Here is a 23,886-nt window from a genome sequence, read left to right as displayed (position 1 = left end):
TGGGGCCGCTTCGCAGCCCAACGCGGGGCAAGCCCGCTCGCCACAGGAGACGCGCTCGCCCCAATTGAGTATCAGAGCACACTCCCCATCGCCTTCATCAACACCAGATCGCGCCCGTAGATGTCCGGCGAATACACCAACCCGCCCTCGCGGTTGACCTCTACCGTCCAGTATCCCAACAGCACCGGCACGGGTGTGGCCAAGCGGAATTCATGGGTCACGCCCGTGGCGAGCAGTTCATCGGTACGGGTGCGTTCGGCCGGGGTCACCAACAGGTCACGCAGCAGCAGCGGCTGTTCGACCCTCACGCAACCTGAACTGAAGGCGCGCGGCCCTTTGGTGAACAGTGGCTGGCTCGGCGTGTCGTGCAGGTACACCGAATAGGGGTTGGGAAAGCGCATCACGATTTTGCCCAGCGGGTTGCGCGGGCCGGCCTGCTGGCGCAGCAGGATATTGCCGGGGCGCGCCCAGTCGATTTGCTCGGGGGCCAGCGGGCGGCCTTCGGGGTCGAGCACTTGCAGGTTTTGCTGGCGCAGGTATTCAGGGTTGAGGCGGATGGCCGGCAGTTTGTCCTCGCGCATGATGGTCGGCGGGATGGTCCAGGTCGGGTTGAGGGTCAGCCGGGTGATGCGGGATTTGAGCAGTGGCGTCTGGCGCTCGGCGCGGCCGACTTGCAGGCGGGTTTGCCACACCGGAATGCCGCTTTGATAAACACTGAGCTGCGCGGCGGCGACGTTGACCAGCACGCCCTCGGGCTCCAGGTCCTGGGCCAGCCAGCGGAACCGTTCGAGGTTGATGCGCAGCTGTTCGCGGCGCACCGCCGGGCTGATATTCAGTTCGGCCACGGTGCCGGCGCCGATCACGCCGTCGGCTTGCAGCGAGTGGCTGAGCTGAAAGGCTTTGACCGCCTTGACCAACTCGTCACGGTATTGCTTGCCGCTGGGGGCCTTGGCCAGGTAGCCGCCGCTGACCAGGCGCCGCGCCAGCTCGGGCACGCGCGGGTCTTCCATGCCGGGGCGCAGCAACGGGCCGGTGGCGACCGGGTCCCAATGGGGCAAGGGTTGCAGGCGCAGCGTGGAATAAGCATTGCGCAGGCTGCGGTAGAGGTCGGCGCTGGGGCGGGCCTGGTCGAACGCTTGGGCCATGTCCTGCAAGCCGGTGGCGGCGAACGCCAACACTTCGGTATTCGGGTCGCGGCTCGGCGGCTGGGAGTGCCACAAAGGTTCGAAGCGCGATTGCTGCAAGCGCCCGAAGTGCAAGTCCTGCAGGGCTTGCAGGTACTGGCGGCTCACGTCGATATCGCTGCACAGCACGTTGGCCGTGGCGTCTGGCGCAGGCAGGCTATAGTGGACGGGGTCCAGGCCGTCGTCGGCCAATAATTGCAACTGAGATTGCAAAGCGTGGCGGCGTTCGGCGGCGGACCATAGCGGTGCATCACCCTGCTGCTGGTAAAAGGCTTGCAGGCGCGCCAACGCGGCGGTGTCTACGTGCGGGGCAAGGCCGGGGCAAACGCTGGGCAACTGCGCCAGGGCCTGTTGCACGGGGCTGGTGGCGATCACCGGGATGGGCGCCACCGGCAGCTCGTCGGCTGTCGCGACCAGCGGCGCAACGAGCAGGCAAATGCTCAAGTAACATGCGTGTTTTTTGAACAATTGGCTACGCTCCAATCCACAGTGGGGGGATGTACTGTAGATGCTGACTTTTAAATACCTGTTCGGCCTGTTGGCCGTAAGCCTGGCTACGCTGAGCAATTCTGCGCTCGCCGCCAATCAGACCTTTCCTACTTTGTATAGCAGCCTGGCGCGCTCGGCTCCAGAACTCAATCCCACTGTCTTGAAAAGCGCCCTGAGCGCGGTGCAGTGTGCGGTCAATAACGGTGAAGAACGCTCGGACCGCCTGGCTGTGATTGACTACTCCCAGCCTTCGACCGCCCGTCGGCTGTGGATCTTCGATTTGCGCAAAAAGACCTTGGTGCTGCGTGACCTGGTGGCCCACGGCGCCAAATCCGGGGAAAACTTCGCCACCCAGTTCTCCAACCTCGAGGGCAGCCACCAATCCAGCCTGGGCTTGTTCCGCACCCAGGAAAGTTACCTGGGCGCCCACGGCTACTCGCTGCGCATGGACGGCCTGGAACCCGGCTTCAACGATCAGGCCCGCGACCGCGCGTTGGTGATCCACGCCGCTGACTATGTAAACCCGGCCTGGAGCAAGCGTGAAGGCCGCATCGGCCGCAGCCAGGGCTGCCCCGCCGTACGCCCGCAAGTGGCGCGCCAGGTGGTGGACAAGCTCAAGGATGGGCAATTCATGTTTTCCTGGTACCCGGACCAACGCTGGTTGAAGTCGTCGACGTACCTGAACTGCAAGCCCCAACAAGTGGCGAGTAGTCGTACAATCCGTGGTGGTTAGCCTGTCCCCACAGATAAAAGAGAGCGTCGAATGCTTCTACATAAATCCACCTGGATCGAGATCGGGCAGTTTCTGGAGCGCAGCCGCACGGTGGTGATCCCCATCGGCTCCAACGAACAACACGGCCCCACCGGCCTGTTGGGCACCGACTGGATGTGCCCGGAAATCATCGCCCATGAGGCGCAGAAGAACGCCGACATTCTGATCGGCCCGACTTTCAATATCGGCATGGCCCAACACCACCTGGGCTTTCCCGGCACCATATCCCTGCGCCCTTCCACCTTTATCGCCGCGATTGGCGATTGGGTGCGCTCGCTGGCCGGGCATGGTTTCGAGAAAATCCTGTTCCTCAATGGCCATGGCGGCAACATTGCGACCATTGAAGCGGCGTTTTCCGAGCTGTACGCCGAAGCCAGCTTCGCCCGCCGCCCGGCCGGCTTTGCGCTGAAACTGGTCAACTGGTGGGACCTGGAAGGTGTGAACGACCTGGCCCACCGCCAATTCCCGGTCGGCCACGGCAGCCACGCCACGCCGTCGGAAATTGCGGTGACGCAATGGGCGTACCCGGAGTCGATCAAGACCGCCGATTACTCACCGCAAATCGCCAACACCGGGCCGATCCGCGAAGCCCTGGACTTCCGCGCACGCTTCCCCGACGGCCGCATGGGCTCGGACCCGGCACTGGCCACGGTGGAAAAAGGTGGGGAGTTGGTGGCGTTGGCGGCTAAAGGGTTGGTCAATACAGTGAACAGCTTCAGCAACGAAGCGAAGCCCTAGGTTTCACAAAAATGCGAGCGGGCTTCTGTGGCGAGGGAGCTTGCTCCCGCTGGACCGGGCTGGCGCTCCAGTGCGAAGCGCTCCCAGGTTTTTGGGGCTGCTACGCAGCCCAGCGGGAGCAAGCTCCCTCGCCACAGAAGCCCGCTCCCACATTTGGATCTGTGTATGGCCTGCGGTTACTTGCAATCTTGCGCCGTCATCTCCAGCCGCGATGGCTTGATCGCCGATGCCAACGGCTTGCGCTCATACAGGAACACCTTGGTGCCGTCCTGGGATTTGTACGCTTCCAGCACGTCATCGGCCGCAATTTTGCTGGTCAACACGACCTTGGCGTGGCGTGAGTTCTGCGTCACGGTCGAGGTGATGCCGTGCTTTTCAAGTTTGGGCAACACGCACTGCAAGTAGCCTTCAGGCGTCTTGTCGGTTTGCAGGGTCAGGGTTGGAGCGTTTGGAGCAGTGATACAACCGGTCAGCAACACAGAAGAAAAAGCCAGGGCCGGGACGAAAAAAGAGCGCATAAACATTCCTGAAAAGAGCAAATAGGGTTCACATCAGCCCGCGTGTCATCCTGCGCGGACCAGTGCCTTGAGCGACGCATCGAACTGCTTCAAGGCATCGAGCTGTACATCACGCTGTTGTTCAATCTGCGCGGCGATTTCGGGGGCCGCCTTGTCGTGTACCCATACCGATGACACCTGCTTGCGCACCGAGCCTTGAGCCTTGGCGATGTATTGCAGGTCCGCGTCATAGAACCGTGCGGTAAACCGGGCTTCGACCATGTCGTTACGCTGGGTCAACAACTGGTTATGGGTATCAAGCATCACCACCACGTCCGGGTGCGCCTGAACCAGTTCATCCAGGCTGCTATAGACCGTGACCGATAGAAAAGTGCCCTGCAACGAGTTCATTAACCAATCAATGGCCAATTCAGGGTCGGAGCTGTTGACGAACGCCTCGCGGATACGCCCGTCGAGGTCATCTTTGGCGCCGTTCAAGGCCATGGCGTGGTAGCGCTCAAGGTAGCTGAGGTTGTCGCGGGTGTTTTCGCTGTACAACACACCCACCGACTGCGCGCGCGCCAGGGAGTCTACGCTACCGGCCAGCGGCAGCAAATGGGCTGTACGCAGATCACCGGCAATCGCGGGGTTGGTCAGCACCACGGCGCTGAGCATCATGGTCATTAAGGCCAGCTGGATTATCGTCCTCATCGCGCATTTCCTTGAGCAGCGTCTTGATGCAGCGATTTTGCGCTCTTGTACAAAAAACAGAACTTGCGATTCTTGATGGTGACTATTATCTGAACCGATAGTGCTCACATAAAACTGATAAGGACCACGCCATGAAGCCCCACCAGAAAACCTTCGACCGTATTCGCGAAGCCGTTTTGCCGGAGTTTCGCGAGCGCGTCGCCGATTACCTGGTCGACTATGAAAGCGTGTTGCAGGATGAAGCCGCTGACGCCGACCAACGCTACGCCAGTGCCCAGCAATTGCGCGGTTACCTGCGCGGCTTGAACACCACACGGGTGTTGGGCATGGCCGACTGGGAAGACCTGGACCGGCGCGTGACCCAGCAATGGCTGTAACGCCTAAAGCGCCGGGCGGGGTTGATTGACCCATTCCTGCACCGAAGGCCGCTGCCACTGGCGCTCGGCGTAGGCCGCCAACTGCGCGGGCACGCTGTCGCCATTGAGAATCAGGCGGTTGAGCATCACGGCCAGGTCCACATCGGCAATCGACCACTCGCCGAACAGGTTATCCGGGTTGCCCGCCAACAGCGTCTGCGCCGCGCCGATCAGCTTGCGCGCAGCCGCCTCGGCCACTGGCGACAGCGCCGGCATCTTCTGCCCGTAGAACACCACCAGCGTCGAGCGTTCCTGGCGAATCGGCAGCAAATCGCTGCGCAGCCAGGCCTGCACCTGCCGCGCCCTCGCCCGCTGTTTCGGGTCGGCGGGGTACACCGCCGTGCCGGGGTAAACCGCGTCCAGGTATTCGCTGATCGCGGAGGACTCCGACAGGGAGAAGTCGCCCTCCTCCAATGTCGGCACGCGCTGGGTCAGGGACAGTCGTGCAAAGTCAGCCTGTTGGTTTTGCGCGGTATCCAGGTCCACGGTGAGCGTGTCGAACGCCAAACCTTTTTCGCGCAGGGTGACAAACACCGACATCGCATAGGGGCTGGTGAATTGGGCATCGACATACAGGCGCAACGAGGGAGCGTTCATGGCGGGTCTCCTTGACTGGAAGCCCACGCTACGAGATCCGCGAGCGGAAAGACAATGCGCGGTTTTTATGGGGGCATTCCTGGCGGGAATGGCGAACTCAGAACACCCTCATTAAAAGCACTGATGTTATCGTTTTACAGGCGACTTCATCACTGGGTATTCAACAAGACTTTATCAATAAGGAAAGCGAACAAGTTCTGGAAAAAAATCTCCTGCGGGCCATCGACTGTTGTTCCATCAGTATTGGAATTCACAAGCTCAGCATCCGCCGTCCAGGCCACGCACTCTCCAGTGCCGCCCGGAAGCCAGACAATGGGCTCAGGGCCGGAAGTTGCCAGTACTCTGCTACCGGGGGGAAGTTGTGACGCCGCTATCACAAACTTTGCATTGCCACTCAGCGGCACGCCAGTAGAGGCACCAAAATAGTTGCTCGAAGCCTCGGTTGCAGAGGACACACCACTGTAGGGAGCTGCAATCGTTCTCGCAAAGGAACCGGTATGACCAAACTGCGTTAAAACATTCGTCGCCCCCGGGCTAGCCGCCTGATCGCTCGTAATCCACATGACGCCGCCAGCCTTCACATACTCCCGAAACCTAAGCGCTTCCGTCAGGTTAAAAGCACTGGCAAACAGCCCGATGGAAAGCATTGGGTATTTGGTCCGTAGTTGCAGAGCGGTTAACGATGAGCCAATGACATCCGCTGATGCATCGGTAAACTTTATCGCCGCAACTTTATTGTAAATCCCATTCGCCCCGTAATTTGAAGGCGAGCCAATTAGGGGCAGCACCTTGGAGTAAGCAGGACTGCCGAGTGTGGCACCTGCATATCCAATATTAATAGTCGGCAATACCTTTGGCTTTTTTTCCGGCACTACCGCTGGTTTAGCTGAGGCAGGCCGACAGCAATGATGGTGATGATGCACATGGACATGCACATGCACGTCTGCGCCGCCATCATCACAATCATCAGGGCAGTGATCACACGCCACAGCGTTTACGCAGCAACTGACATCACGCGAAGATTGGTTTGAATCAGACATAATCTAAACTCCCGTAATCTCAGGCCTCTATCGCCCAAGCGAGTGATTAACGAAGATCAGCATTCCTCGGCCCTACGAGAGACGGATACTACACACCTGCTTCAGAGCTCGGTTCACGGTCAAAAGCAACAAGCCGTCACCACCTTCACTGTTTGCAACCGATGCTTGTTATTCAATCCGCCAACCCTAAAAATATCAGCCTTTACTTATTGCGCTCGATCACCCGATCAAACAGATAAGCCATCGCATTATTCAAAAACCTTTCTTGACCGTTATCGACATCAACCCCCGCCACCTGATACTCCGTAAGTTGTATATCACAAAAGGCGAGAGCCCCCCCGTTGGTTCCACCTATCTCCCAAGCCAGTACATTGCCGTTATATTCGGCTAAAACCTTGCTTCCAGGCGGCAACTGAGCCCTCTTCATTTCAAGCCCCGCGTGCCCTTTAAGTTGCACGGCGCGGGAATCACCAAAATAATTACTTAAACTTTCTGTCGCCGATGACTGTCCCGTATAAGGCGTGCCCAATGCAGACGACACACTGTACGGCCCAATGTGCCCAAAACTCTTTAGCACATTAATCGAACCGGCGGAAATGCCATGATCGCACACCATTATCAAAACACCCCCCAAGTCGACATAGGCTTTAAGCCGCTCTGCTTGGGCCACGGTGCAAACAAGCGAATGAAGACCAAGGGAAATAATTTCATACTTATCTTTCAGTTGAGCGGCTGTTAATGAGGAAGCAGTAATATCTGCCATGGCACTCAAGAACGCTACAGACGTTAGCTTATTATAAATCCCGACCGGCCCGTAATTTGCCAACGCCTTGATTTGCGACGGAAGAGCAGGATAAACGGAATATCCAATTGCCCAGTCTGTATATCCTATCCTGATGGTAGGTAATTCAGGGGGTTTCACGGGCGCCGCTGGAGTGACAGGTAGCACTGCTGCTGGCGTCACTGGCAGCACCGGTGTAGTTGCCGCAGACGAACGGCATTTACGGTGCAAATGGACATGGACATGCACTTGTATCGGTTCCCCGCAACACTCTTGGGGATGTTCATGACACCCCTGCGGCGTAGCAGGTACCGAATGCGGGCATTTGCTGGAATTAGGCATGTTGTGCACTCCATACACCTTCGAGTAGTTTTCCCGAAGGTTGGCAGCTATTGGCGGATGCCAAGTCACTTCACACCCGATCACGCAGCCCGTCTACTGTCAGAACTAACAGGTACTTCTACAGAACCCGCCGACACAAGCCGCACCCAAGCCGTTAACCCGAGAACCCTCCCTCATCCAGAAAAGCCCGCTCTTGAGCGGTGGTTACCCTGGCCAACACCTCATTGCGATGGGGAAAACGCCCGAACCGCTCAATGATGCGTGCGTGCTCCTTGGCCCAGTGAAAGGTGTTGGCATCCAGATGCTGATTCAGTGCCACTGAATGCTGTTGATCGGCCGGGTCTTCCGAGTGCTCGAACGGCAAATAACAGAACGCGCGCAGCTCGGGCTCGATCAATTGATCCAGCCCGGCCTCTACCATTCGGTGGGCGTACAGTCTTGCCAGCGGGTCGGTGGCGAACATATGCGCGGTACCGCGAAAGGCATTGCGCGGGAACTGGTCGAGCAAAATCAGCAAGGCCAGCGCGCCCTGCGCCGAGCCCAGCCAGCTTTCCAGTTCACGCCGTGCGGCTTGCATATGGGTGGCGTAGAAGGTGTCGCGAAAGGCCTCGTCAAAGCCAACGTCCTTGGCGAACCAGCGTTTGGGGCCGGCTTGTTTCCAGAATGCGATCACCGCCTCGGCCGATTGTTCGTTCATGCTCATTGCCCTTCCTCTGTTTAAACCTGCAGATATCATCGACACCGAAACGATCCGTTAAGTTTTTCCATCACCGCGTCGAGCCTCATCGTTAACAGGCACTGCCGCTGGCCCACCTGTAACTTCTGACAGTAGACCGGGCGCGGGATCCGATGTTTAGTGGCTTGCGGATGAATCTGAATACTGTGCATCGGTGAACACTGATCCGCCGTTACTAACAGGAGTGTCAATCATGTCGGAGCCCACTGATAAACCCGCGAACGAAGAGCCTGCGGCTTTGATGTCAGAGGACTGTCAAGAGCATCACGACGGCTGTTGCAACCCCAGCGAACCGCTACATGTACACATTCATATTCATCTGCATAATAAATGCTGTTCGCCTGCGCCGGATGAGGCCGTCAGTTCAATCACTCCAGCCTCCCGGATGGCTCATGCCTCTCGATCGGCCCCTATAAAGCCTCTGGGTGCTGACGCAGCGTTGGGGCTTCCGGCCATGAAGGTTGGCTATTCGGGCACCACGTTGGGTGATCCCGGTACTGCCGAGTTCATAACTCAAATAAAGTCGTCTAAAAATTATGGGCCCAACGGAAAATATAACAAGATCAAATCTGTGGTGTTTTCAGATGCCACAAAAGATATTGTCAAGCCCTCCCAGACACCTGCCCAGCTAAAGAAAAAATACAGCGTTATTTCCTTCGGTCTTGATGGAACAGCGTCTACGGCAGTTCAAGCGAAGCTCTTGAAAGGCTATGTCGCCTTAGGGGGTGGCCTGATTTTAACCTGCGACCATAAAGTCACGCCCGGCATGGTCGATTTCCTGAATGCGTTTGGACATACCGGCGCCATTACCCCATCGTCTGTACTACTCACCGCCTATAGTGGACAGTCATCAAGCACGGAAAAAACCAGCGACTACTTTGGTGATGCCGCAGACGTGGAACTTAATGGCGCTGCAACACTGGCGCTCACGCCCAAACAATTACCTGCCAACAGTAGAGTGTTGGCCAGCACTGACAAGACCATACTCCTTTGGCTACTGGGAGATATGGACGAGCGGGTATTAGTGATCAGTGATTACGAACTGATAAAACTGAATTCTTCCGGCATCAGCGTCAATACCAAGGAAGAAAAGTTTTTGCATAACCTGATCGCCTACCTGTTTGACCAAGTCTTGAAGCCTTCCAAATAAGTATTAATGTGAGCGGGAGGCCTCGCCCAAGCCCTCGCCCCTGGCACGCCATCGATTGGGCCAACGGTTGCGTCATGCTCACGCTCTTTCCTCTGGTTAAACCCGCAGATTTCATCATCGACGCCGATGGAATCCATTAACTTTCCTGGACGTATCGGAAATTCAATAAAGGGTTTACCTGATGATCCACCGCCTTGCCCAGGTTTTCAGCGATTCCAACCGCGAAGTGCGCGCCAAACTGTTCGGTATTTACGGGGTGTTGATCGCCATCAACCTCGGCGCCTGGTTGTGGGCGCTGGTGGCGTTTCATGATCACCCGATCTTGCTGGGTACCGCCCTGCTCGCCTACAGCTTCGGCCTGCGCCATGCAGTAGACGCCGACCATATCGCCGCTATCGACAACGCCACCCGCAAGCTGATGCAAGAGAAGAAACGCCCGGTGGCCGTGGGGTTCTTTTTTTCGCTGGGGCATTCCTCGGTGGTAGTGCTGGCGTCGATCGGCGTGGCGTTTGCCGCCGCCACCATGAAGGCGCATTTTGAAGGCTTCAAGACCATCGGCGGCGTGATCGGCACGTCAGTGTCCGCGCTGTTTTTGCTGGTGATCGCGCTGATGAACCTGGTGATCCTGCGTTCGATCTACCAGGCCTGGCGCCATGTGCGTCAGGGCGGCGTTTATAAGGAGGATGATTTCGACCTGCTGCTGGCCGACCGTGGCTTCATGGCGCGTATCTTCCGCCCGCTGTTTCGTCTGATCAGCCGCAGCTGGCACCTCTACCCGCTGGGTTTTCTGTTTGGCCTGGGCTTTGATACCGCCACTGAAATCGCTCTCCTGGGCATCTCCGCCACACAGGCGGCGCAGGGCTTGTCACCGTGGTCGATCATGGTGTTCCCGCTGCTGTTCAGCGCCGGCATGTCGCTGGTGGACACCCTCGACGGGCACCTGATGCTTGGCGCCTATGGCTGGGCGTACATGAAACCGATCCGCAAGATCTACTACAACATGAGCATCACCCTGGTGTCTGTGGTGGTGGCAGTGGTCATCGGCAGTATCGAGGCGCTGGGGCTGATCTCGGACCAGCTGGAACTCAAGGGCGACTTCTGGGGTTTTATCGGCAGCTTGAACGACAGCTTCGGCATGCTCGGCTACCTGATCATCGGCATTTTTATCGCCAGCTGGGCAGCATCGGTGTTGCTGTACCGGTTGCGCGGGTATGACCGGCTGGAGGTTAACCACACACTCTGAAGTCTGTGGCTGCCCGGCTTTGCGTAGTTGCCCGGGCTTCTGTGGCAAGCGAGTTGACTTGCCACACGCCACGGCTTACCTGGCCACTTTCAATAGCGTCAGAAGCCCGCTATGACTGAGGCGCTGCCAATACCTGATCAAAAATATAGGCAACCATATTGTGAAAGAATTTCTTCTGCCCAGTGTCGATTGCATCACCCGCGAAGTCGTAAGCCAGTAAATCTATATCACTAAAAGCGACCGCTCTGCCTTTGGTCCCTCCCATGAGCCACATCAGCACGCTATTCCCGCTGCTGGCGATTACTTTGCTGCCCGCAGAAAGTTTATCCTCCGTGATGATCATCGCCCCCGTCCCTTTGAGCGGCACACCCAACGTATCACCAAAACAATTGCTTAATCCTTCTTTCGAAGAGGATGATCCGTTGTACTCCGTCCCTGCAAACACCCCAACGCCCCCCAAGTTCCCCAAATACCCAGGTGTAGCGGCACCATGCTCAAACTGTTTTAGAACAGCATCTGCTTGCTGGTTCGGGGTATGCTCGAATGCGAGAATCAAACAACCTTTCAAACTTAGAAACTCTTTTAACTTTGGCACATGCGCTGACGTCAGGCTACTGACGTGAACCCCCACAAAAAGCACATCATATTTTTCTTTTAATTGAGCCGCCGTCAACGTTGAAGACACTAAATCTGGAAGAGCATCGAAAAACGCTACCGCTTGAATTTTATTGTAAGTCCCCTTCTCCCCATAGTTTGACGACACCTGCATTTGCTTGCGGAAATTAGAATATATGTCGTTGCCAACTGCGAAGTGCGTAAGCCCAAACCTGATGGTCGGCAACGCTACGGGTTGATCCACAGGCTTCACCTCCACCGGTTTGTCCACCGGCTTCTCCACCACTGGCTTGTCCACTGCACGCGAACAACAGTGACGGTGCACATGAACATGGACATGCACGTGTGCGCCCTCTCCACAGCCGCAACACGCATCGGAGCATTCATGACAAACACCGCAAGCATTCTTGCAGCGAGACGGGTATGGATTAGACATGATCAACACTCCCAGGATGGGTGGCATTCACCGATAATCATTTTCCGGTGCCGATATTTCGACACTAAATACCCGGACCGCCGTTCGGTCTACTGTCATAAATGACAGTGCCCTGCGGCTGGCCCGCCGCATCACGATCAGAAATCCACCGTCGCCGAGACCTTGACCGTACGCGGCTCGCCCTGGGTCAGGTAGTTGTTGGCGGTGGACGCTGAGGCCCAATACGCCTTGTTGGCCACGTTCTCGACGTTGGCGCGCAGGGTGATGTAGTTATCGTCCGCCTTGAAGCCATAACGGGCGCCCAGGTCGACGCGGGTCCACGCCGGGATGTTCAAGGTGTTGGCCGCGTTGACGTATTCGCCACCGGTGCGCAGCAACCGCGCGTTGAGGGCCGCGCCCTGAATGCCCGGAACGTCCCAGTCGGCGCCGACGTTGAACTGGAAGCGTGGCACACCGGCTGCACGGTTACCGTCGGTAAGGCCGTTGGAGGTCTTTTTCAGTTCGGTGTCCATCCAGGCCGCACCCGCCAACAAACGCAGGCCGTCGAGGGGTTCGCCGAACACGTTGAGTTCCACACCTTTGTTGATTTGCTCACCGTCGACGCTGAAGGTGTTGGTGCCGTTGGGGTTACGGTTGGTCGCACTGTTGGGCTGCTCGATTCGGTACACACCCAACGTCGCGCCGTAGCGGTCCCAGTCCAGCTTCACGCCGGCCTCGGTTTGCTTGCTGCGGTTGGGCGCAAACACTTCGCCGGGGTTGGTGACGTTGGTCAACGGCGCCGTCGGCCCCTGGGCCAACCCTTCGATACGGTTGGCGTAGAACGACACGTGCTCCCACGGTTTAACCACCAGGCCATACACCGGTGTGGTGATGGCCTCGGCATAGTTGGCGTTGCGCGCGCCGGTGGTGGTGTTCCACGCGTCGACCTCGAGGGTCTGGCGCCGCACGCCGAGGGTCAGCAGCACGCGGTCATCAACAAAGCCCAGCGTGTCGGACACGGCGGCACTTTTGATGCGGTTTTTGCCGACGATGCGCGGGTCGTGAATATCGCTGCCGAAATAGGTGACGGTCGGGCGCGGCACCTGGGTCGGGTTGTACAGATTGCCCGGCACGCGGTTGGCTTGCAGGATCGCCTCGAACGCCGAGCGCTGCTCGCCCCAGATCCCTGACAAGCCGAAATTGACCTGATGGGTCACCGGCCCCGTATTGAAATGCCCGTTCAACCCAGCCATGGCGCTTTTGTTGTCTTCGTCATGGGGTGAGTACAAAAAGCCCACACGCCCGCTGCCGTCGTTGCCCACATACAGCGACGAATACTGGCCATTTTCCCGTGTGTGTTTGGCGCCACCGCCCAGGTAGGCGCTCCAGTTTTCGTTGAGGTCGTACTCGGCATTGAACATGCCGTAGGTGTCCTCAAGCTCCGACCAGCTCCAGTCCTGCGCGTAATTATCCTTGGCCGAGGGGGCTTTCGGCACTTTTGTGCCGTTGGGGTAAACCACGGAGCGGCCATTGTTGATGCGTTCTTTCTGGTAGCCCAAGTCGGTGGACACGCGCAGGCGATCGCCACGGTAATCCAGGGCGACGGCGATCAATTGCGAACTTTTGTTTTCGTCATCGATGGCGGTGTCGCCGCCATGCCGAGCCAGGTTCACCCGTGCGCCGAAACGGTTGTCTTCGCCGAAGCGCTGGCCCAGGTCGAGGTGGCCGCCGGCCTGGCCGTCGCTGGCGTAATCCAGCGTCACACTGCGCGTGGGAAGGTCTTCAGCGCGCTTGGGCACCAGGTTGACGCTGCCGCCAATACCACTGCCCGCTGGCGACACGCCGTTCACGAAGGCGTTGGGGCCTTTGAACAGTTCCACGCGCTCCAACGCTTCAGTGGTGATGATCTGCCGTGGCAACACGCCGTACAGGCCGTTGAAGGCAATGTCATCGGTGTTCAGTGGCAGACCGCGGATGATGAACATCTGCGCGAAGTTGCCGAACCCCGAGGATTGGCGCACCGACGCATCGTTGAGCAGTACATCGCCCACGGTGCGGGCTTGCTGGTCGGCGATGGTTTTCGCGGTGTAGCTGACTACGCTGAACGGCACGTCACTGATCGAGCGGTTACCCAACACGCCGAGGCGCGCCGACCGCGCCACCTGGCCGCCACCATAGGTGTCCGCCTGCGCACCGCCGGCTTCGCCGCTGATGGTGGTGGCTGCCAGTTCCACCGCAGCGCCGTTGGCCGCCGGCACCACGGTGTAGCCATTGGCGCCGGTACTTTGCAGGGTATAGCCACTGCCTTGCAGCAACTGCATAAAGCCCGATTGCGCAGTGAAACTGCCCTGCAGGCCCGGGCTGTGCTGATCGTTGAGCAGTTTGGCGTCAAACGACAACGGTACGCCGGACAACGCCGCAAATTGCGCCAACACATTGCCCAGCGGGCCCGCTGCGATGTTGAAGCTGCGCGCCGAAGCGGTCGATGTCGCCTCGGCCGCCACGGCACTGGGCAACGGCGCGATGGCCGCGAGGGCAACGGCCAGGCTCAGCGCCTTCAACGGACGGGGGCAGTGTGGGTGCGGTCTGGCGGTCATGGGCGTTCCTGTCGGCGGTGCAACGTTGAGGGTTCTCCCCTACACCGGGCGACAACGAAAAAGGTATCAGCGAAAGGTGAAAAAACTCAGCGCGGCTCCACGGTGACCCAATAGCCGGTCAAGCTGCTGACCTTCACCGGCAGGGTTTCCTGCAACAGGCGCAGGCTGGCATCGGTGTCTCGCAGGGGAAACGCCCCGGAAACACTCAGCCCCGCCACGCTGTCGTGGCAGCGCAGCACGCCGGAACGGTAGCGGCCCAGCTCGTCGAGCAAATCCGCCAGGCGCATCTGCTGAGCCAGCAGCATGCCGTTTTCCCATGTCAGTGCGCCGGTGTTCAATGGCTCCACGGCAGCCACACGGTCACGGTCAAATGCGCTTTGCTCGCCGGCCTGGAGAATCACACCTTGAGCGGCCTGTTGCGGCAGCATTTGCACCGAGCCTTCAATCACCGCCACGCGGCTGTTCTGCTCGCCGACCCGCACGCTGAAGTGCGTGCCCAGGGCGCGGGCGGTGCCATGGCGGGTCTGCACGACAAACGGGCGATGGCTCGGCGCAGGGTCTTTGGCAGTGGTGATCATCACTTCACCTTGCAGCAAATCCACACGCCGCACCTGTTCGGTGAACACGATGTTCAACGAACTCGCGGTGTTGATCAGCAAGCGCGTGCCGTCGGGCAAGGTCAGCGGGCGTTGTTCGCCGATGGCGGTGTGTTGGTCGGCGGTCCACGGCTGCCAGGGTGTATAGCGATACGCCAGCCACGTCGCCGGGCCCGCCAACAGCAACAGCCCGAGCGCCTGACGACGGCCGAGGGCTTTTTTGCGGCCGATGCGCTTGAGCGTGTCGCCGGCAATCGCGCCCGGCACCGTATTGAAATCGCCGAGGATCGCCTCCGCCCGCAGCCAGGCCTGGGCATGTTGCGCACTGCGCCCTTGCCACTGGGCGATGGCACGGCGGTCATCGTCGGTGGCGCTGCCTGATTGCAACTGCACCATCCAGTCGGCGGCTTCGCCGAGGATCAGCGGGTCGATCGAGGGGTTCATGCCACGCTCAGGCAGGCGAGGAAGGCATCGCGCATGTAGCGTTTGACCGAGACCAGCGACACCTTAAGTTCATCGGCAATCTGCTGGTAGGTCAGGCCATCGATCTGCGACATCAGGAAGGCCTGGCGGGTTTTCTGCGGCAGGTCGCGCAGCATGGCTTCGATGCGATACAGCGCCTCGAGGATCAACCAGCGGGTTTCCGGCGACGGCACTTCCTGCTCGGGCAGATGGGCGATGGTGTCAAGGTAGGCACGCTCGACTTCCTGGCGGCGCCAGCTGTCGATCATCAGGCCCTTGGCAATGTGGGTGAGCAAGGCGCGCGGTTCATTGCCCAAACCGGCGCTGTTGTGGCGGGTGAGCAGGCGCAGGAAGGTGTCATGAGCCAGGTCGGCCGCGTCGCTGGCATTGCCCAGCTTGCGGTCGAGCCAGCGATACAACCATCCGTGGTGTTCGCAGTACAGGGCCTGAATCGGCAGATTGAGCGAAGACGACATGCAGATCACCGGCGCTGGGCCAAGAGTTATTAAGAATTGATCGCATTCTAATCTGCACGCAGGGACGCTGGCAATTTCACTGACAACCGCTGATCGTTCATGTCTGGGCGAGGTGCAGATAGAACGCATGGAACATGAAGTACGCACACGCGGCCAGCGCCAACCCCATGCAGCGGTTGAACGCCACAAACGCCGTCGCCCCGGTAATCCGCCGGCCCAGCACCGCGCCAAGCAACGCATACACCCACGGCGCGCCGACGGCGCCGAGCCCGAGCAAGGCTGAAACCCCGGCGATGGACGCGCCCGTGATATGCGCCGCCGGCAACATCACACTGGTAATCGGCAGCACCGCCACGATGCCCTTGGGGTTGAGCAACTGGATCACCAAGCCATTCCAGAACGTAAGGGTTTTCGCGGGCGCGCTTGACGGCGCCTCCACCACCGGCCGCGCGGTGAACACCTGATAGGCGAGGTACAAGGTGTAAAGCCCGCCCGCGAGGGAAATGTACGGCAGCGCCGCCTGGGAGATGATCGCCTCGCCGGTGTAGCCAAACAGCACGAACAACAACAGCATCGCGCACCCCACGCCCAGGAAGAACCCGGTGGAACGGCGGAACTTGCCGGTGAGCCCGGCGTTGAGCCCCATGAAATTCACGGGACCGGGGCTGTACATGACGCTGAAGGCGTAGAGGAAAATGTCCATGGCGCAACCTGCACTGGAAGAAGTCTGACGAGTCTAGTGAGGGGGGTTGCGCCGAATCTTGTACGTTTGTGGTCGCCACGGCTGGCACCGCGCCGGCCATTACGCCGGCCCTGCCCGTGCAGTTTGCTTATCACTGAAATAACCGGCAGCGTCTGTATCAACACCCCGCCGCTTTTCATAATCGTGCTTCCCGAATGGCTCAGGAAGCACCTGCATGCACCCGCTGACGGTTTTGCTGGCACACATGGCTGCGCTGGTCTTCACCCTGCTCGGTATTGCCGGGCTGGCGCTGTTAATGGCTTACGTGGGCCGCCTGGCTTTCTAACCCGGCGATGGGTGAAGCCTGTCTGAGGACTTCAGTCAATCAACCCATTCGCGTCATAAAACGGATACGGCCCTGGATACTCCCCGAACACGCCGTTATGGCTGACCACGCCCTGCCCGTCCCAGCGATGCAACAAAAACCCCGCCGGTTCCAGCTTGAAATGCGCGGGGGCGCTGTCTTGCAGGTCGAGCACGATCTGGTGGGACGTGCCGGGGCACACGCAACTCAGGCTGGCACCGAAGCGCCGTTGCATGGGCCGGTGCAAATGCCCGCACAACAGACGCTCCACCTGCGGATGGCGCGCGACGACTTGCTCAAGGCCTGCGGCGTTGATGAAGGGTTCGCGGTCCATATGGCCGATGCCGCTGATGAACGGCGGATGGTGCAGGATCAACAAGGTCGGCTTGTCGGGTTGCAGCGCCAACTGCGCGTCAAGCCACTGCAACTGGCTGTCGAGCAACTGCCCGCCATGGCTGCCGGGAATGGTCGAATCCAGGCCGATCAGCCGCAACGGATGCTCGTCTACCACCCAATCCAGCGGTCCATCTGCCGACGCAGGCAGATACCCATGATCACCAAACGCATCCAGCAACGGCCCGCGCGCGTCGTGGTTGCCCGGCACCAGGTAGCACGGCATGTGCAGGCGCGCGAGTTCGGGGTGCAGCACGGCGTATTCATCCGCGCGGCCGAAATCCACCAGGTCGCCGCTGATGACCACGATGTCGGGCCGTGGGTGGCTGGCGTTCAGGTGGTCGACGGCGCGGCGCAGCGCGCCGAGGGTATCCACAACGCCATAAGTGAGGCGCTGGCCGGCTTTGAGGTGCAGGTCGCTGATCTGCGCGACAAGAAAAGGACGATTCAACATAAGTTCTCAGGTATTGAGGGTGAACAACCTGTGCGGCGCAACCGCCAGGGCAATCGGCGCGCCGACGCGGTGCAATTGGTTGTCGCTGCTGTCCACCAGCAGCGGTTGCTGGGCGCCGACATCCACCAGCAGGCGGCTTTGGGCACCCTGGAAAAACTGCGCCAGCAAGTGGCCGCGCAGGTGCCCTTCGCCCTCCATCACCCGCAGGTGTTCGGGGCGGCAGTAAAGGGTGCCCGGCACATCGGCCCCGTGCCACGGCAGTTCGCCGCCGCAGACTTTCAGGCCATTGGCTGACGGCTCAATCACCGTAAACGCATTGAGGTTGCCGACGAAGCCTGCGACAAACGCGTTCGCCGGTTGCTGATAGACCTCACGCGGGCTGGCCAATTGGGCAATGCGCCCCTGCTCCATCACCAGGATGCGGTCGCCCAGCGCCATGGCTTCGCCCTGATCGTGCGTGACAAACACCGAGGTGATGCCCAGGCTGCGCAGCAGTTGGTCCAACTCACTGCGCAGGCGCTCACGCAATTGCGCATCGAGGGCGGCTAGCGGTTCATCCAGCAGCAACACCTTGGGCCGTGGCGCCAACGCGCGCGCCAGTGCCACACGCTGACGCTGGCCGCCAGACAGTTCGTGGATACTGCGCTTACCGTGGTGCTGCAAACCCACCAGCTCCAGCAATTCTTCGCAGCGCTTGTGGCGCTCGGGCGCGGGAATGCCGCGAATCTTCAGGCCGTAGACAATGTTTCCCGCCACATCCAGGTTGGGAAACAGCGCGTAATTCTGGAACACCATGCCCACATCGCGACGCTCGATGGGCAGGCGCGTCACGTCCTGATCACCGAAAAACACCTGGCCCATGTCAGGGCGTTCCAGGCCGGCGATCAGCCGCAAGGTCGTGGTTTTGCCGCAACCCGACGGCCCCAGAATGGCCAGGGTTTCACCGCCCTCAACAGTCAGGTTCAAATCATGCACGGCCACGGTGCCGTCGGCGAACGCCTTGCGACAGCCTTTAAGGCGGATAGTGATAGCAGTCATCGACGCTCTCCACGGGACAAACGGGCGCTGATGGCCTGCAACGAGATCAGCAGCGGCACGATCATCAGCAAAAAGATAAGGGTGTAGGCGCTGGCGATTTCCAGGCGCGCCGAGGCGTAACTGTCGGCCAGGCCCACGGGCAAGGTTTTGGTCATGGGCGTGTGCAGCATCCAGGTCAGGTTGAATTCACCCAACGACAAGGTCACCACCATCAGCACGCCCGCCAGAATCCCTGCGCGGCAATTGGGCACCACCACGCTGAAAAAGCGCTTGAACGGTCCGGCACCGAGGCTGGCCGCCGCCTCTTCCAGCACCGGCAGTTGCTGGCGTTGCATCACCGCCATCACCGGCCGCACCAGAAACGGCAAGGTGAACAGCACATGGCCGACGAGGATGAACAGCCAACTGCTGCGAAACGTGCCGAATTGGCCGTAGGTCAGCAGCAACGCCAAGGCACTCGCCAGCCCGGGCATGGCCACCGGCAGCACCATCAATTCCTCGAAGGCGCGGCTGAAGCGGTTGTTCATGCGCACCAACGCGTAAGCCGCCGGCACGCCGATCACGCAGACGCACACCGCGCAGGCGAGCGCCAGTTGCAGGGACAGCCACACGGTCGGCGAATAGGCCTGCCACACCTGGATCAGCCAGTCGAAGGTCAAGCCGCTGGACAGGCCGACGAAGAAATTGCGCGTCAACCCGGCGAGCAACGACATCACCACCGGCACCAACATGAAAGTGCACACCAGCAGGGTGAACAGCAGTTGAATCACGAACAGCGATGAGCGCTTCACAGAACCGTCCCCGCGTTTTTCACCAGCCGGCGCGTGAGCAGCAGCACGGCCCAGGTCACGGCGCCAAGCACCACTGACAGCGCCGCCGCGACGGCAAAGTTGGCGTAATTGGTGAACACGTTGTAGATCGCCACCGGCGTCACGTTGAGCCGCGTACCCAGGGTGAAGGCCGTGCCGAAAGCGCCCATGGACGTGGCAAAACAGATCGCCCCGCACGACGCCAAGGCCGGTGCCAGGCCCGGCACGATCACATCACACACCACGCGCCAATGCCCGGCCCCCAGTGAATGGGCCGCCTCTTCAAGGCTGCGGTCAAGGCTTTCGCAGGCGGCCATCACCGTGAGGATCACCCGGGGAATCGAGAAGTACAGATAGCCCACGAACAGCCCCGCCAATGAGTAGGCAAAGATCCAGCGCTCACCCGCCAGTTGCAGACCCAGCGAAGCGAACAGGCCTTGACGCCCCGCCAGCAGAATCACCAGAAAGCCCACCACCACGCCGGGGAACGCCAGCGGGAATGTCAGCAACGCCACCAGCGCCGAACGCCCGAAGAATTGCTGACGCGCAAGGAACACGCCGCTGATGCCGCCGATCAATAACGCGACCAGCGTCACCACCACCGCCAGCACCAGGGTTTGCCCCAAGCTACCCAGGTATTGCGCGCTGCTCAGCACCTGCCAATAGCCGCTGGCGCTGCTGTCGCGGCGCTCGGTGCCGAGCACGATCAAGTGCGCCAACGGCAACAGCCAGAACGCGAGCAGCACGGCGAACGCCGGGGCCAGGGCCCAGCCTGCGTGTTTGCCCACTTACTTGACCTCGTTCAGGTAACGCGCGGCGAAGGCTTCCTGCACGGCGGCCATTTTTTCATAGTCCACCACCCCGGCGCGGGCGTAGTCGCTGTCGGGCAGGAACTGCGCGGCCACCTCGGCGGGCATTTTCATCGGGCGCACCGGGCGCAGGTAAGCCTTGGCCCACAGCGCCTGGCCTTCGTCGGACAGCACAAAATCGAGGACCTTCTCGGCGTTCGCGCGGTGCGGCGCGTTGGCCACCAGGCTCATCACGTAGGGCACGCTGATGCTGCCTTCTTTCGGGATCACGAAGGCGACGTTGGCGTTGTCTTTGTAGCGGGCTCGGTAGGCGTTGAAGTCGTAGTCCACCAGGATCGGCAATTCACCGGACAACACCCGCGCGTACGCGGTTTGCTTGGGCACGATGGGCGCGTTTTTGGCCAGCTTCTGGAAGTAGTCGATGGCCGGGGCAAAGTTGTCGAGGTCGCCGCCAAACGCGCGGTTGATCGCCACCGCCGACACGTAGCCGACGAACGCGCTGGAGGGGTCCAGGTAGCCGACCATGCCTTTGTATTCAGGCTTGAGGAGGTCGGCCCAGCTTTGCGGCACGGGCAGGCCGCCCAGCGCGTCGACGTTGACCATGATGCCCAAGGTCCCGGAGTGGATCGCGAACCAGTGGCCGGCCGGGTCTTTCAAGCCTGCGGGAATCTGCTCCCAACCTTTGGGCTTATAGGTACCCACCACATCGGCTTTTTGCGCCTGCAAGCCGAAGGTCACGCCGTAATAAACGACGTCGGCCACCGGCGCGGCTTTCTCCGCCACGAGCTGGGCGAGGGACTGGCCGGAGTTCTTGTTGTCCAGCGGCACTTGCACGCCGGTGCTGGTGGCGATGGCTTTGAGTTGAGTGGCCCAATCGGCCCAGTCTGGCGGGCAGTTGTAGCAAATCGCGGTCTCGGCCGCCTGGGCCAGGCTGGCCACGCCGTACAGCAGCACGGCTGCCAGGGTTTTACTGAACGCGCGCATCAAACGTCTCCTCATGGGGTTGAGTGCTTTCGCCGGGCCGGATGTGGCAAGGCAGGCAATGGGAAATCGGGGCGTCGCCGGCGATCTGGGCCAGCAGTTGGTCAATCACGGTGCTGGCGAGCAGCGCAATGGGCTGCACCACGCTGCACAGAGTCGGGTGCATCTGGGTGCCGAGGGCGATGCCATCGAAGCCCATCACCGAGAGTTGTTCGGGCACGTTCCAGGCGTTGCGGCGCAGTTCGGCGATCAGGCTGATGGCCAGGAAGTCGTTGGAACACACCAGCGCGGTGGGCGCCTCAATGCCGTGCAGAAAGGGTTCGATGGCGGCGAATTCAGCCTGCGTGTGCGCCGGCATTTCGATCACCGCGCGCGGTTCGAGGCCGTATTCGCGCATGGCATCGCAATAACCGGCGTAGCGCAGGCGTGCACGGTCAGACTGCAACGCGGGCCCGGCGACCATGCCGATGCGCCAGTGCCCGGCCTCCAGCAGGTAACGGGTGGCCAGGGCCATGCCTGCGCGGTTGTCCACCGACACGGCGCTGTAATTGGGATTGCCCGGTTGGTGATAAGCCAGCACGAAAGGAGTTTTCTCGGTGTTCAGGCTGCTGAGCACGCTGTTGCTTTCGGCGTCGGTCACCGTCAGCACCAGGCCATCGACACGCTGGCGCAGCAGCTCTTCGACCACGATGCATTCACGCTCGCTGCTGTAGTCGGTGGTCGCCAGCAACAGGCTGTAGCCGCGTAAACGTGCGGCGCGCTCCATGGCCTGGAACTGTTCGGCGAACACCGGGTTGAGCAGGTTGGGCACCACCACGCCAATCAACTGGGTGGTTTGCAGGCGCAACTGACGGCCGAGCAAGTTGGGGCGAAAGCCCAACTCACGGGCGGCGGAAAATACCTGCTCGCGGGTGGTTGGGCGCACCTGGTCGGGGGAAGCAAAGGTCCGCGCCGCAGTGGCGCGGGATACACCCGCCAGCCGGGCGACGTCTTTCAGGTCAGTCATTATGTCTCGCTTGAGATCGATCTCATTGGCGAGGACAGTAGCGAGGGAATGTGGCAATTCGGCGGTGAGGAGATGACAGTTTGATGGCAATCAACACCGGCATTTCAGACTAAACACGGATAAAAATGTGGGAGCGGGCTTGCTCGCGAATGCGGTGGTTCAGTGGAAAAATCTGTGACTGATACACCGCATTCGCGAGCAAGCCCGCTCCCACATTGGGCCAGCGTATACCTAGAGATGGTCATACTTCGGCGCTACGCTGAAAAAACCAAGGGCAGCATTTTCCGCCCGCTAACCTTTCGATCTGATCCAAGTGCGGGCACAATGCGTGTCCTTTTTTGGCAGGCACCGCCGCAGGCTCTCAAAAATGATCAAAACGCCGTACTACCTCATCGATAAACAGAAGCTTCTGGTCAACATGCAGAAGATTGCTTACGTGCGCGAGCAGTCCGGCGCCAAGGCTCTGCTGGCGCTCAAGTGCTTTGCCACCTGGTCGGTGTTCGACCTGATGCAGCAATACATGGACGGCACCACCTCGTCGTCGCTCTATGAGTTGAAGCTCGGCCGCCAGAAGTTCGAAGGTGAAGCGCACGCCTACAGCGTGGCCTGGGCCGACGATGAAATCGAAGAGATGCTGGAGAACTGCGACAAGATCATCTTCAACTCCATCAGCCAGCTGCAGCGCTTTGCCGAACGCAGCGAAGGCAAGGTGCGCGGCCTGCGTGTGAACCCGCAAGTGAGCAGCTCCGACTACCTGCTGGCCGACCCGGCGCGTCCGTTCAGCCGTTTGGGCGAATGGGACCCGGTGAAGATCGAAGGCGTGATCGACCAGATCAGTGGCTTCATGTTCCACAACAACTGCGAGAACGGCGACTTCAGCCTGTTCGACAAAATGCTCGGTGTGATCGAAGAACGCTTCGGCGCTCTGCTGCACAAGGTTCAGTGGGTCAGCCTCGGCGGCGGCATCCACTTCACCGGTGAAGACTACGCGGTGGACGCGTTCTGCGCGCGCCTCAAGGCATTCTCCGAAAAGTACGGCGTGCAGGTGTACCTGGAACCCGGCGAAGCGGCGATCACCAACAGCGCCTCCCTGGAAGTCACCGTGCTCGACACCCTCTACAACGGCAAGAACCTGGCCGTGGTAGACAGCTCCATCGAAGCCCACCTGCTGGACCTGCTGATCTATCGCCTCAACGCCAAGCTGGCGCCAAGCGACGGTGAACACACCTTCATGGTGTGCGGCAAATCCTGCCTGGCCGGGGACATCTTCGGCGAGTATCAATTTGATCGTCCGCTGGCCATCGGCGATCGGCTGTCGTTCATCGACACCGCAGGCTACACCATGGTCAAGAAAAACTGGTTCAACGGCCTGAAAATGCCGTCCATCGTAGTGAAACAACTCGACGGTACAGTCGAGGTGGTTCGTGAATTTGGTTACGACGACTACCTGTCCAGCCTTTCGTAAGCTGGCGGATAAAGGAGAGATAAAGCAA

At 60.1% G+C, this 23,886-nt stretch carries 24 protein-coding genes; 6 read left to right on the top strand and 18 right to left on the bottom strand.

The genetic code is table 11. From position 1 onward, the window contains the following. Nucleotides 1-71: 71 nt before the first annotated feature. Nucleotides 72-1,652: a murein L,D-transpeptidase gene (locus tag AB4P94_RS19640; RefSeq protein ID WP_395607002.1), complete on the bottom strand. Its 1,581-nt coding sequence runs from the start codon at nucleotides 1,650-1,652 to the stop codon at nucleotides 72-74. 40 nt (nucleotides 1,653-1,692) lie between these two features. Between AB4P94_RS19640 and AB4P94_RS19635 the strand changes: the two genes are divergently transcribed. After that, nucleotides 1,693-2,406 (top strand): murein L,D-transpeptidase catalytic domain family protein, encoded by a 714-nt coding sequence (locus tag AB4P94_RS19635; protein ID WP_395607001.1) that lies wholly within the window; start codon nucleotides 1,693-1,695, stop codon nucleotides 2,404-2,406. A gap of 30 nt (nucleotides 2,407-2,436) precedes the next feature. Then, the gene (locus AB4P94_RS19630) at nucleotides 2,437-3,183 is read left to right on the top strand and encodes a creatininase family protein (RefSeq protein ID WP_395607000.1); all 747 of its coding nucleotides are present in this window, start codon (nucleotides 2,437-2,439) and stop codon (nucleotides 3,181-3,183) included. Between the two features lie 176 nt (nucleotides 3,184-3,359). Here the strand turns inward: AB4P94_RS19630 and AB4P94_RS19625 are convergent, their stop codons facing one another. Both AB4P94_RS19625 and AB4P94_RS19620 read right to left on the bottom strand, forming a co-directional pair. Then, complete coding sequence (locus tag AB4P94_RS19625; protein ID WP_395606999.1) at nucleotides 3,360-3,701, bottom strand: hypothetical protein; 342 nt, start codon at nucleotides 3,699-3,701, stop codon at nucleotides 3,360-3,362. A 45-nt stretch (nucleotides 3,702-3,746) separates the two neighbouring features. Continuing rightward, nucleotides 3,747-4,391, bottom strand: coding sequence for an ATPase (locus AB4P94_RS19620; protein ID WP_395606998.1), 645 nt, complete (start codon nucleotides 4,389-4,391; stop codon nucleotides 3,747-3,749). A gap of 131 nt (nucleotides 4,392-4,522) precedes the next feature. Here AB4P94_RS19620 and AB4P94_RS19615 point away from each other — a divergent pair, with 131 nt between their 5' ends. Continuing rightward, entirely contained in the window at nucleotides 4,523-4,768 is a 246-nt protein-coding gene (locus tag AB4P94_RS19615) for a hypothetical protein (protein ID WP_395606997.1), read from the top strand. Between the two features lie 3 nt (nucleotides 4,769-4,771). Here AB4P94_RS19615 and yfcF read toward each other — a convergent pair whose 3' ends face one another. The 4 genes from yfcF to AB4P94_RS19595 form a co-directional block, all read right to left on the bottom strand. Further along, a complete protein-coding gene (gene yfcF / locus AB4P94_RS19610; protein ID WP_395606996.1) occupies nucleotides 4,772-5,404 on the bottom strand; it encodes a glutathione transferase in 633 nt (210 codons plus the stop codon). A 149-nt stretch (nucleotides 5,405-5,553) separates the two neighbouring features. After that, entirely contained in the window at nucleotides 5,554-6,444 is an 891-nt protein-coding gene (locus AB4P94_RS19605) for a hypothetical protein (RefSeq protein WP_395606995.1), read from the bottom strand. A gap of 202 nt (nucleotides 6,445-6,646) precedes the next feature. After that, the gene (locus AB4P94_RS19600) at nucleotides 6,647-7,567 is read right to left on the bottom strand and encodes a hypothetical protein (protein ID WP_395606994.1); all 921 of its coding nucleotides are present in this window, start codon (nucleotides 7,565-7,567) and stop codon (nucleotides 6,647-6,649) included. A 154-nt stretch (nucleotides 7,568-7,721) separates the two neighbouring features. Then, a complete protein-coding gene (locus AB4P94_RS19595) occupies nucleotides 7,722-8,264 on the bottom strand; it encodes a DUF924 family protein (RefSeq protein ID WP_395611362.1) in 543 nt (180 codons plus the stop codon). Between the two features lie 232 nt (nucleotides 8,265-8,496). Between AB4P94_RS19595 and AB4P94_RS19590 the strand changes: the two genes are divergently transcribed. Both AB4P94_RS19590 and AB4P94_RS19585 read left to right on the top strand, forming a co-directional pair. Then, the gene (locus tag AB4P94_RS19590) at nucleotides 8,497-9,453 is read left to right on the top strand and encodes a hypothetical protein (protein ID WP_395606993.1); all 957 of its coding nucleotides are present in this window, start codon (nucleotides 8,497-8,499) and stop codon (nucleotides 9,451-9,453) included. A gap of 181 nt (nucleotides 9,454-9,634) precedes the next feature. Then, a complete protein-coding gene (locus tag AB4P94_RS19585) occupies nucleotides 9,635-10,696 on the top strand; it encodes a HoxN/HupN/NixA family nickel/cobalt transporter (protein ID WP_395606992.1) in 1,062 nt (353 codons plus the stop codon). A 109-nt stretch (nucleotides 10,697-10,805) separates the two neighbouring features. Here AB4P94_RS19585 and AB4P94_RS19580 read toward each other — a convergent pair whose 3' ends face one another. The 11 genes from AB4P94_RS19580 to AB4P94_RS19530 form a co-directional block, all read right to left on the bottom strand. Continuing rightward, on the bottom strand, nucleotides 10,806-11,582 hold the full coding sequence (locus AB4P94_RS19580; protein WP_395606991.1) for a hypothetical protein: 777 nt from the start codon (nucleotides 11,580-11,582) through the stop codon (nucleotides 10,806-10,808). Nucleotides 11,583-11,884: 302 nt separating this feature from the next. Further along, complete coding sequence (locus tag AB4P94_RS19575) at nucleotides 11,885-14,323, bottom strand: TonB-dependent siderophore receptor (protein WP_395606990.1); 2,439 nt, start codon at nucleotides 14,321-14,323, stop codon at nucleotides 11,885-11,887. An 86-nt stretch (nucleotides 14,324-14,409) separates the two neighbouring features. Beyond that, on the bottom strand, nucleotides 14,410-15,363 hold the full coding sequence (locus AB4P94_RS19570) for a FecR domain-containing protein (protein ID WP_395606989.1): 954 nt from the start codon (nucleotides 15,361-15,363) through the stop codon (nucleotides 14,410-14,412). Further along, a complete protein-coding gene (locus AB4P94_RS19565) occupies nucleotides 15,360-15,857 on the bottom strand; it encodes a sigma-70 family RNA polymerase sigma factor (RefSeq protein ID WP_395606988.1) in 498 nt (165 codons plus the stop codon). The genes AB4P94_RS19570 and AB4P94_RS19565 overlap by 4 nt, the downstream gene beginning before the upstream one ends. A gap of 97 nt (nucleotides 15,858-15,954) precedes the next feature. After that, on the bottom strand, nucleotides 15,955-16,560 hold the full coding sequence (locus AB4P94_RS19560) for a LysE family translocator (RefSeq protein WP_395606987.1): 606 nt from the start codon (nucleotides 16,558-16,560) through the stop codon (nucleotides 15,955-15,957). 356 nt (nucleotides 16,561-16,916) lie between these two features. Further along, nucleotides 16,917-17,747 (bottom strand): phosphodiesterase, encoded by an 831-nt coding sequence (locus AB4P94_RS19555; protein ID WP_395611361.1) that lies wholly within the window; start codon nucleotides 17,745-17,747, stop codon nucleotides 16,917-16,919. 9 nt (nucleotides 17,748-17,756) lie between these two features. Then, a complete protein-coding gene (locus AB4P94_RS19550; RefSeq protein WP_395606986.1) occupies nucleotides 17,757-18,788 on the bottom strand; it encodes an ABC transporter ATP-binding protein in 1,032 nt (343 codons plus the stop codon). Next, nucleotides 18,785-19,579 (bottom strand): ABC transporter permease, encoded by a 795-nt coding sequence (locus AB4P94_RS19545; RefSeq protein WP_395606985.1) that lies wholly within the window; start codon nucleotides 19,577-19,579, stop codon nucleotides 18,785-18,787. Before AB4P94_RS19545 ends, AB4P94_RS19550 begins: the two co-directional genes overlap by 4 nt. Beyond that, on the bottom strand, nucleotides 19,576-20,385 hold the full coding sequence (locus AB4P94_RS19540; protein ID WP_395606984.1) for an ABC transporter permease: 810 nt from the start codon (nucleotides 20,383-20,385) through the stop codon (nucleotides 19,576-19,578). Before AB4P94_RS19540 ends, AB4P94_RS19545 begins: the two co-directional genes overlap by 4 nt. Next, nucleotides 20,386-21,390, bottom strand: coding sequence for an ABC transporter substrate-binding protein (locus AB4P94_RS19535; RefSeq protein ID WP_395606983.1), 1,005 nt, complete (start codon nucleotides 21,388-21,390; stop codon nucleotides 20,386-20,388). Further along, nucleotides 21,374-22,393 (bottom strand): LacI family DNA-binding transcriptional regulator, encoded by a 1,020-nt coding sequence (locus tag AB4P94_RS19530; protein WP_395606982.1) that lies wholly within the window; start codon nucleotides 22,391-22,393, stop codon nucleotides 21,374-21,376. Before AB4P94_RS19530 ends, AB4P94_RS19535 begins: the two co-directional genes overlap by 17 nt. A 367-nt stretch (nucleotides 22,394-22,760) precedes the next feature. Here AB4P94_RS19530 and AB4P94_RS19525 point away from each other — a divergent pair, with 367 nt between their 5' ends. Continuing rightward, nucleotides 22,761-23,858: a carboxynorspermidine decarboxylase gene (locus AB4P94_RS19525; RefSeq protein ID WP_395606981.1), complete on the top strand. Its 1,098-nt coding sequence runs from the start codon at nucleotides 22,761-22,763 to the stop codon at nucleotides 23,856-23,858. Nucleotides 23,859-23,886 lie beyond the last annotated feature (28 nt).

Origin of the sequence: Pseudomonas sp. B22129 (genome assembly GCF_044218875.1) — a bacterium.
In the GTDB taxonomy this organism is placed as follows: domain Bacteria; phylum Pseudomonadota; class Gammaproteobacteria; order Pseudomonadales; family Pseudomonadaceae; genus Aquipseudomonas.
This window is presented reverse-complemented; position numbering and strand designations above follow the sequence as displayed.

What these genes read in the sequence shown, in the direction of transcription:
- AB4P94_RS19635 (WP_395607001.1), top strand. Translation starts at nt 1,693, where the DNA reads ATGCTGACTTTTAAATACCTGTTCGGCCTGTTGGCCGTAAGCCTGGCT.
- AB4P94_RS19630 (WP_395607000.1), top strand. Translation starts at nt 2,437, where the DNA reads ATGCTTCTACATAAATCCACCTGGATCGAGATCGGGCAGTTTCTGGAG.
- AB4P94_RS19625 (WP_395606999.1), bottom strand. Translation starts at nt 3,701, where the DNA reads ATGCGCTCTTTTTTCGTCCCGGCCCTGGCTTTTTCTTCTGTGTTGCTG.
- AB4P94_RS19620 (WP_395606998.1), bottom strand. Translation starts at nt 4,391, where the DNA reads ATGAGGACGATAATCCAGCTGGCCTTAATGACCATGATGCTCAGCGCC.
- AB4P94_RS19615 (WP_395606997.1), top strand. Translation starts at nt 4,523, where the DNA reads ATGAAGCCCCACCAGAAAACCTTCGACCGTATTCGCGAAGCCGTTTTG.
- yfcF (WP_395606996.1), bottom strand. Translation starts at nt 5,404, where the DNA reads ATGAACGCTCCCTCGTTGCGCCTGTATGTCGATGCCCAATTCACCAGC.
- AB4P94_RS19605 (WP_395606995.1), bottom strand. Translation starts at nt 6,444, where the DNA reads ATGTCTGATTCAAACCAATCTTCGCGTGATGTCAGTTGCTGCGTAAAC.
- AB4P94_RS19600 (WP_395606994.1), bottom strand. Translation starts at nt 7,567, where the DNA reads ATGCCTAATTCCAGCAAATGCCCGCATTCGGTACCTGCTACGCCGCAG.
- AB4P94_RS19595 (WP_395611362.1), bottom strand. Translation starts at nt 8,264, where the DNA reads ATGAACGAACAATCGGCCGAGGCGGTGATCGCATTCTGGAAACAAGCC.
- AB4P94_RS19590 (WP_395606993.1), top strand. Translation starts at nt 8,497, where the DNA reads ATGTCGGAGCCCACTGATAAACCCGCGAACGAAGAGCCTGCGGCTTTG.
- AB4P94_RS19585 (WP_395606992.1), top strand. Translation starts at nt 9,635, where the DNA reads ATGATCCACCGCCTTGCCCAGGTTTTCAGCGATTCCAACCGCGAAGTG.
- AB4P94_RS19575 (WP_395606990.1), bottom strand. Translation starts at nt 14,323, where the DNA reads ATGACCGCCAGACCGCACCCACACTGCCCCCGTCCGTTGAAGGCGCTG.
- AB4P94_RS19570 (WP_395606989.1), bottom strand. Translation starts at nt 15,363, where the DNA reads ATGAACCCCTCGATCGACCCGCTGATCCTCGGCGAAGCCGCCGACTGG.
- AB4P94_RS19565 (WP_395606988.1), bottom strand. Translation starts at nt 15,857, where the DNA reads ATGTCGTCTTCGCTCAATCTGCCGATTCAGGCCCTGTACTGCGAACAC.
- AB4P94_RS19560 (WP_395606987.1), bottom strand. Translation starts at nt 16,560, where the DNA reads ATGGACATTTTCCTCTACGCCTTCAGCGTCATGTACAGCCCCGGTCCC.
- AB4P94_RS19550 (WP_395606986.1), bottom strand. Translation starts at nt 18,788, where the DNA reads ATGACTGCTATCACTATCCGCCTTAAAGGCTGTCGCAAGGCGTTCGCC.
- AB4P94_RS19535 (WP_395606983.1), bottom strand. Translation starts at nt 21,390, where the DNA reads ATGCGCGCGTTCAGTAAAACCCTGGCAGCCGTGCTGCTGTACGGCGTG.
- AB4P94_RS19530 (WP_395606982.1), bottom strand. Translation starts at nt 22,393, where the DNA reads ATGACTGACCTGAAAGACGTCGCCCGGCTGGCGGGTGTATCCCGCGCC.
- AB4P94_RS19525 (WP_395606981.1), top strand. Translation starts at nt 22,761, where the DNA reads ATGATCAAAACGCCGTACTACCTCATCGATAAACAGAAGCTTCTGGTC.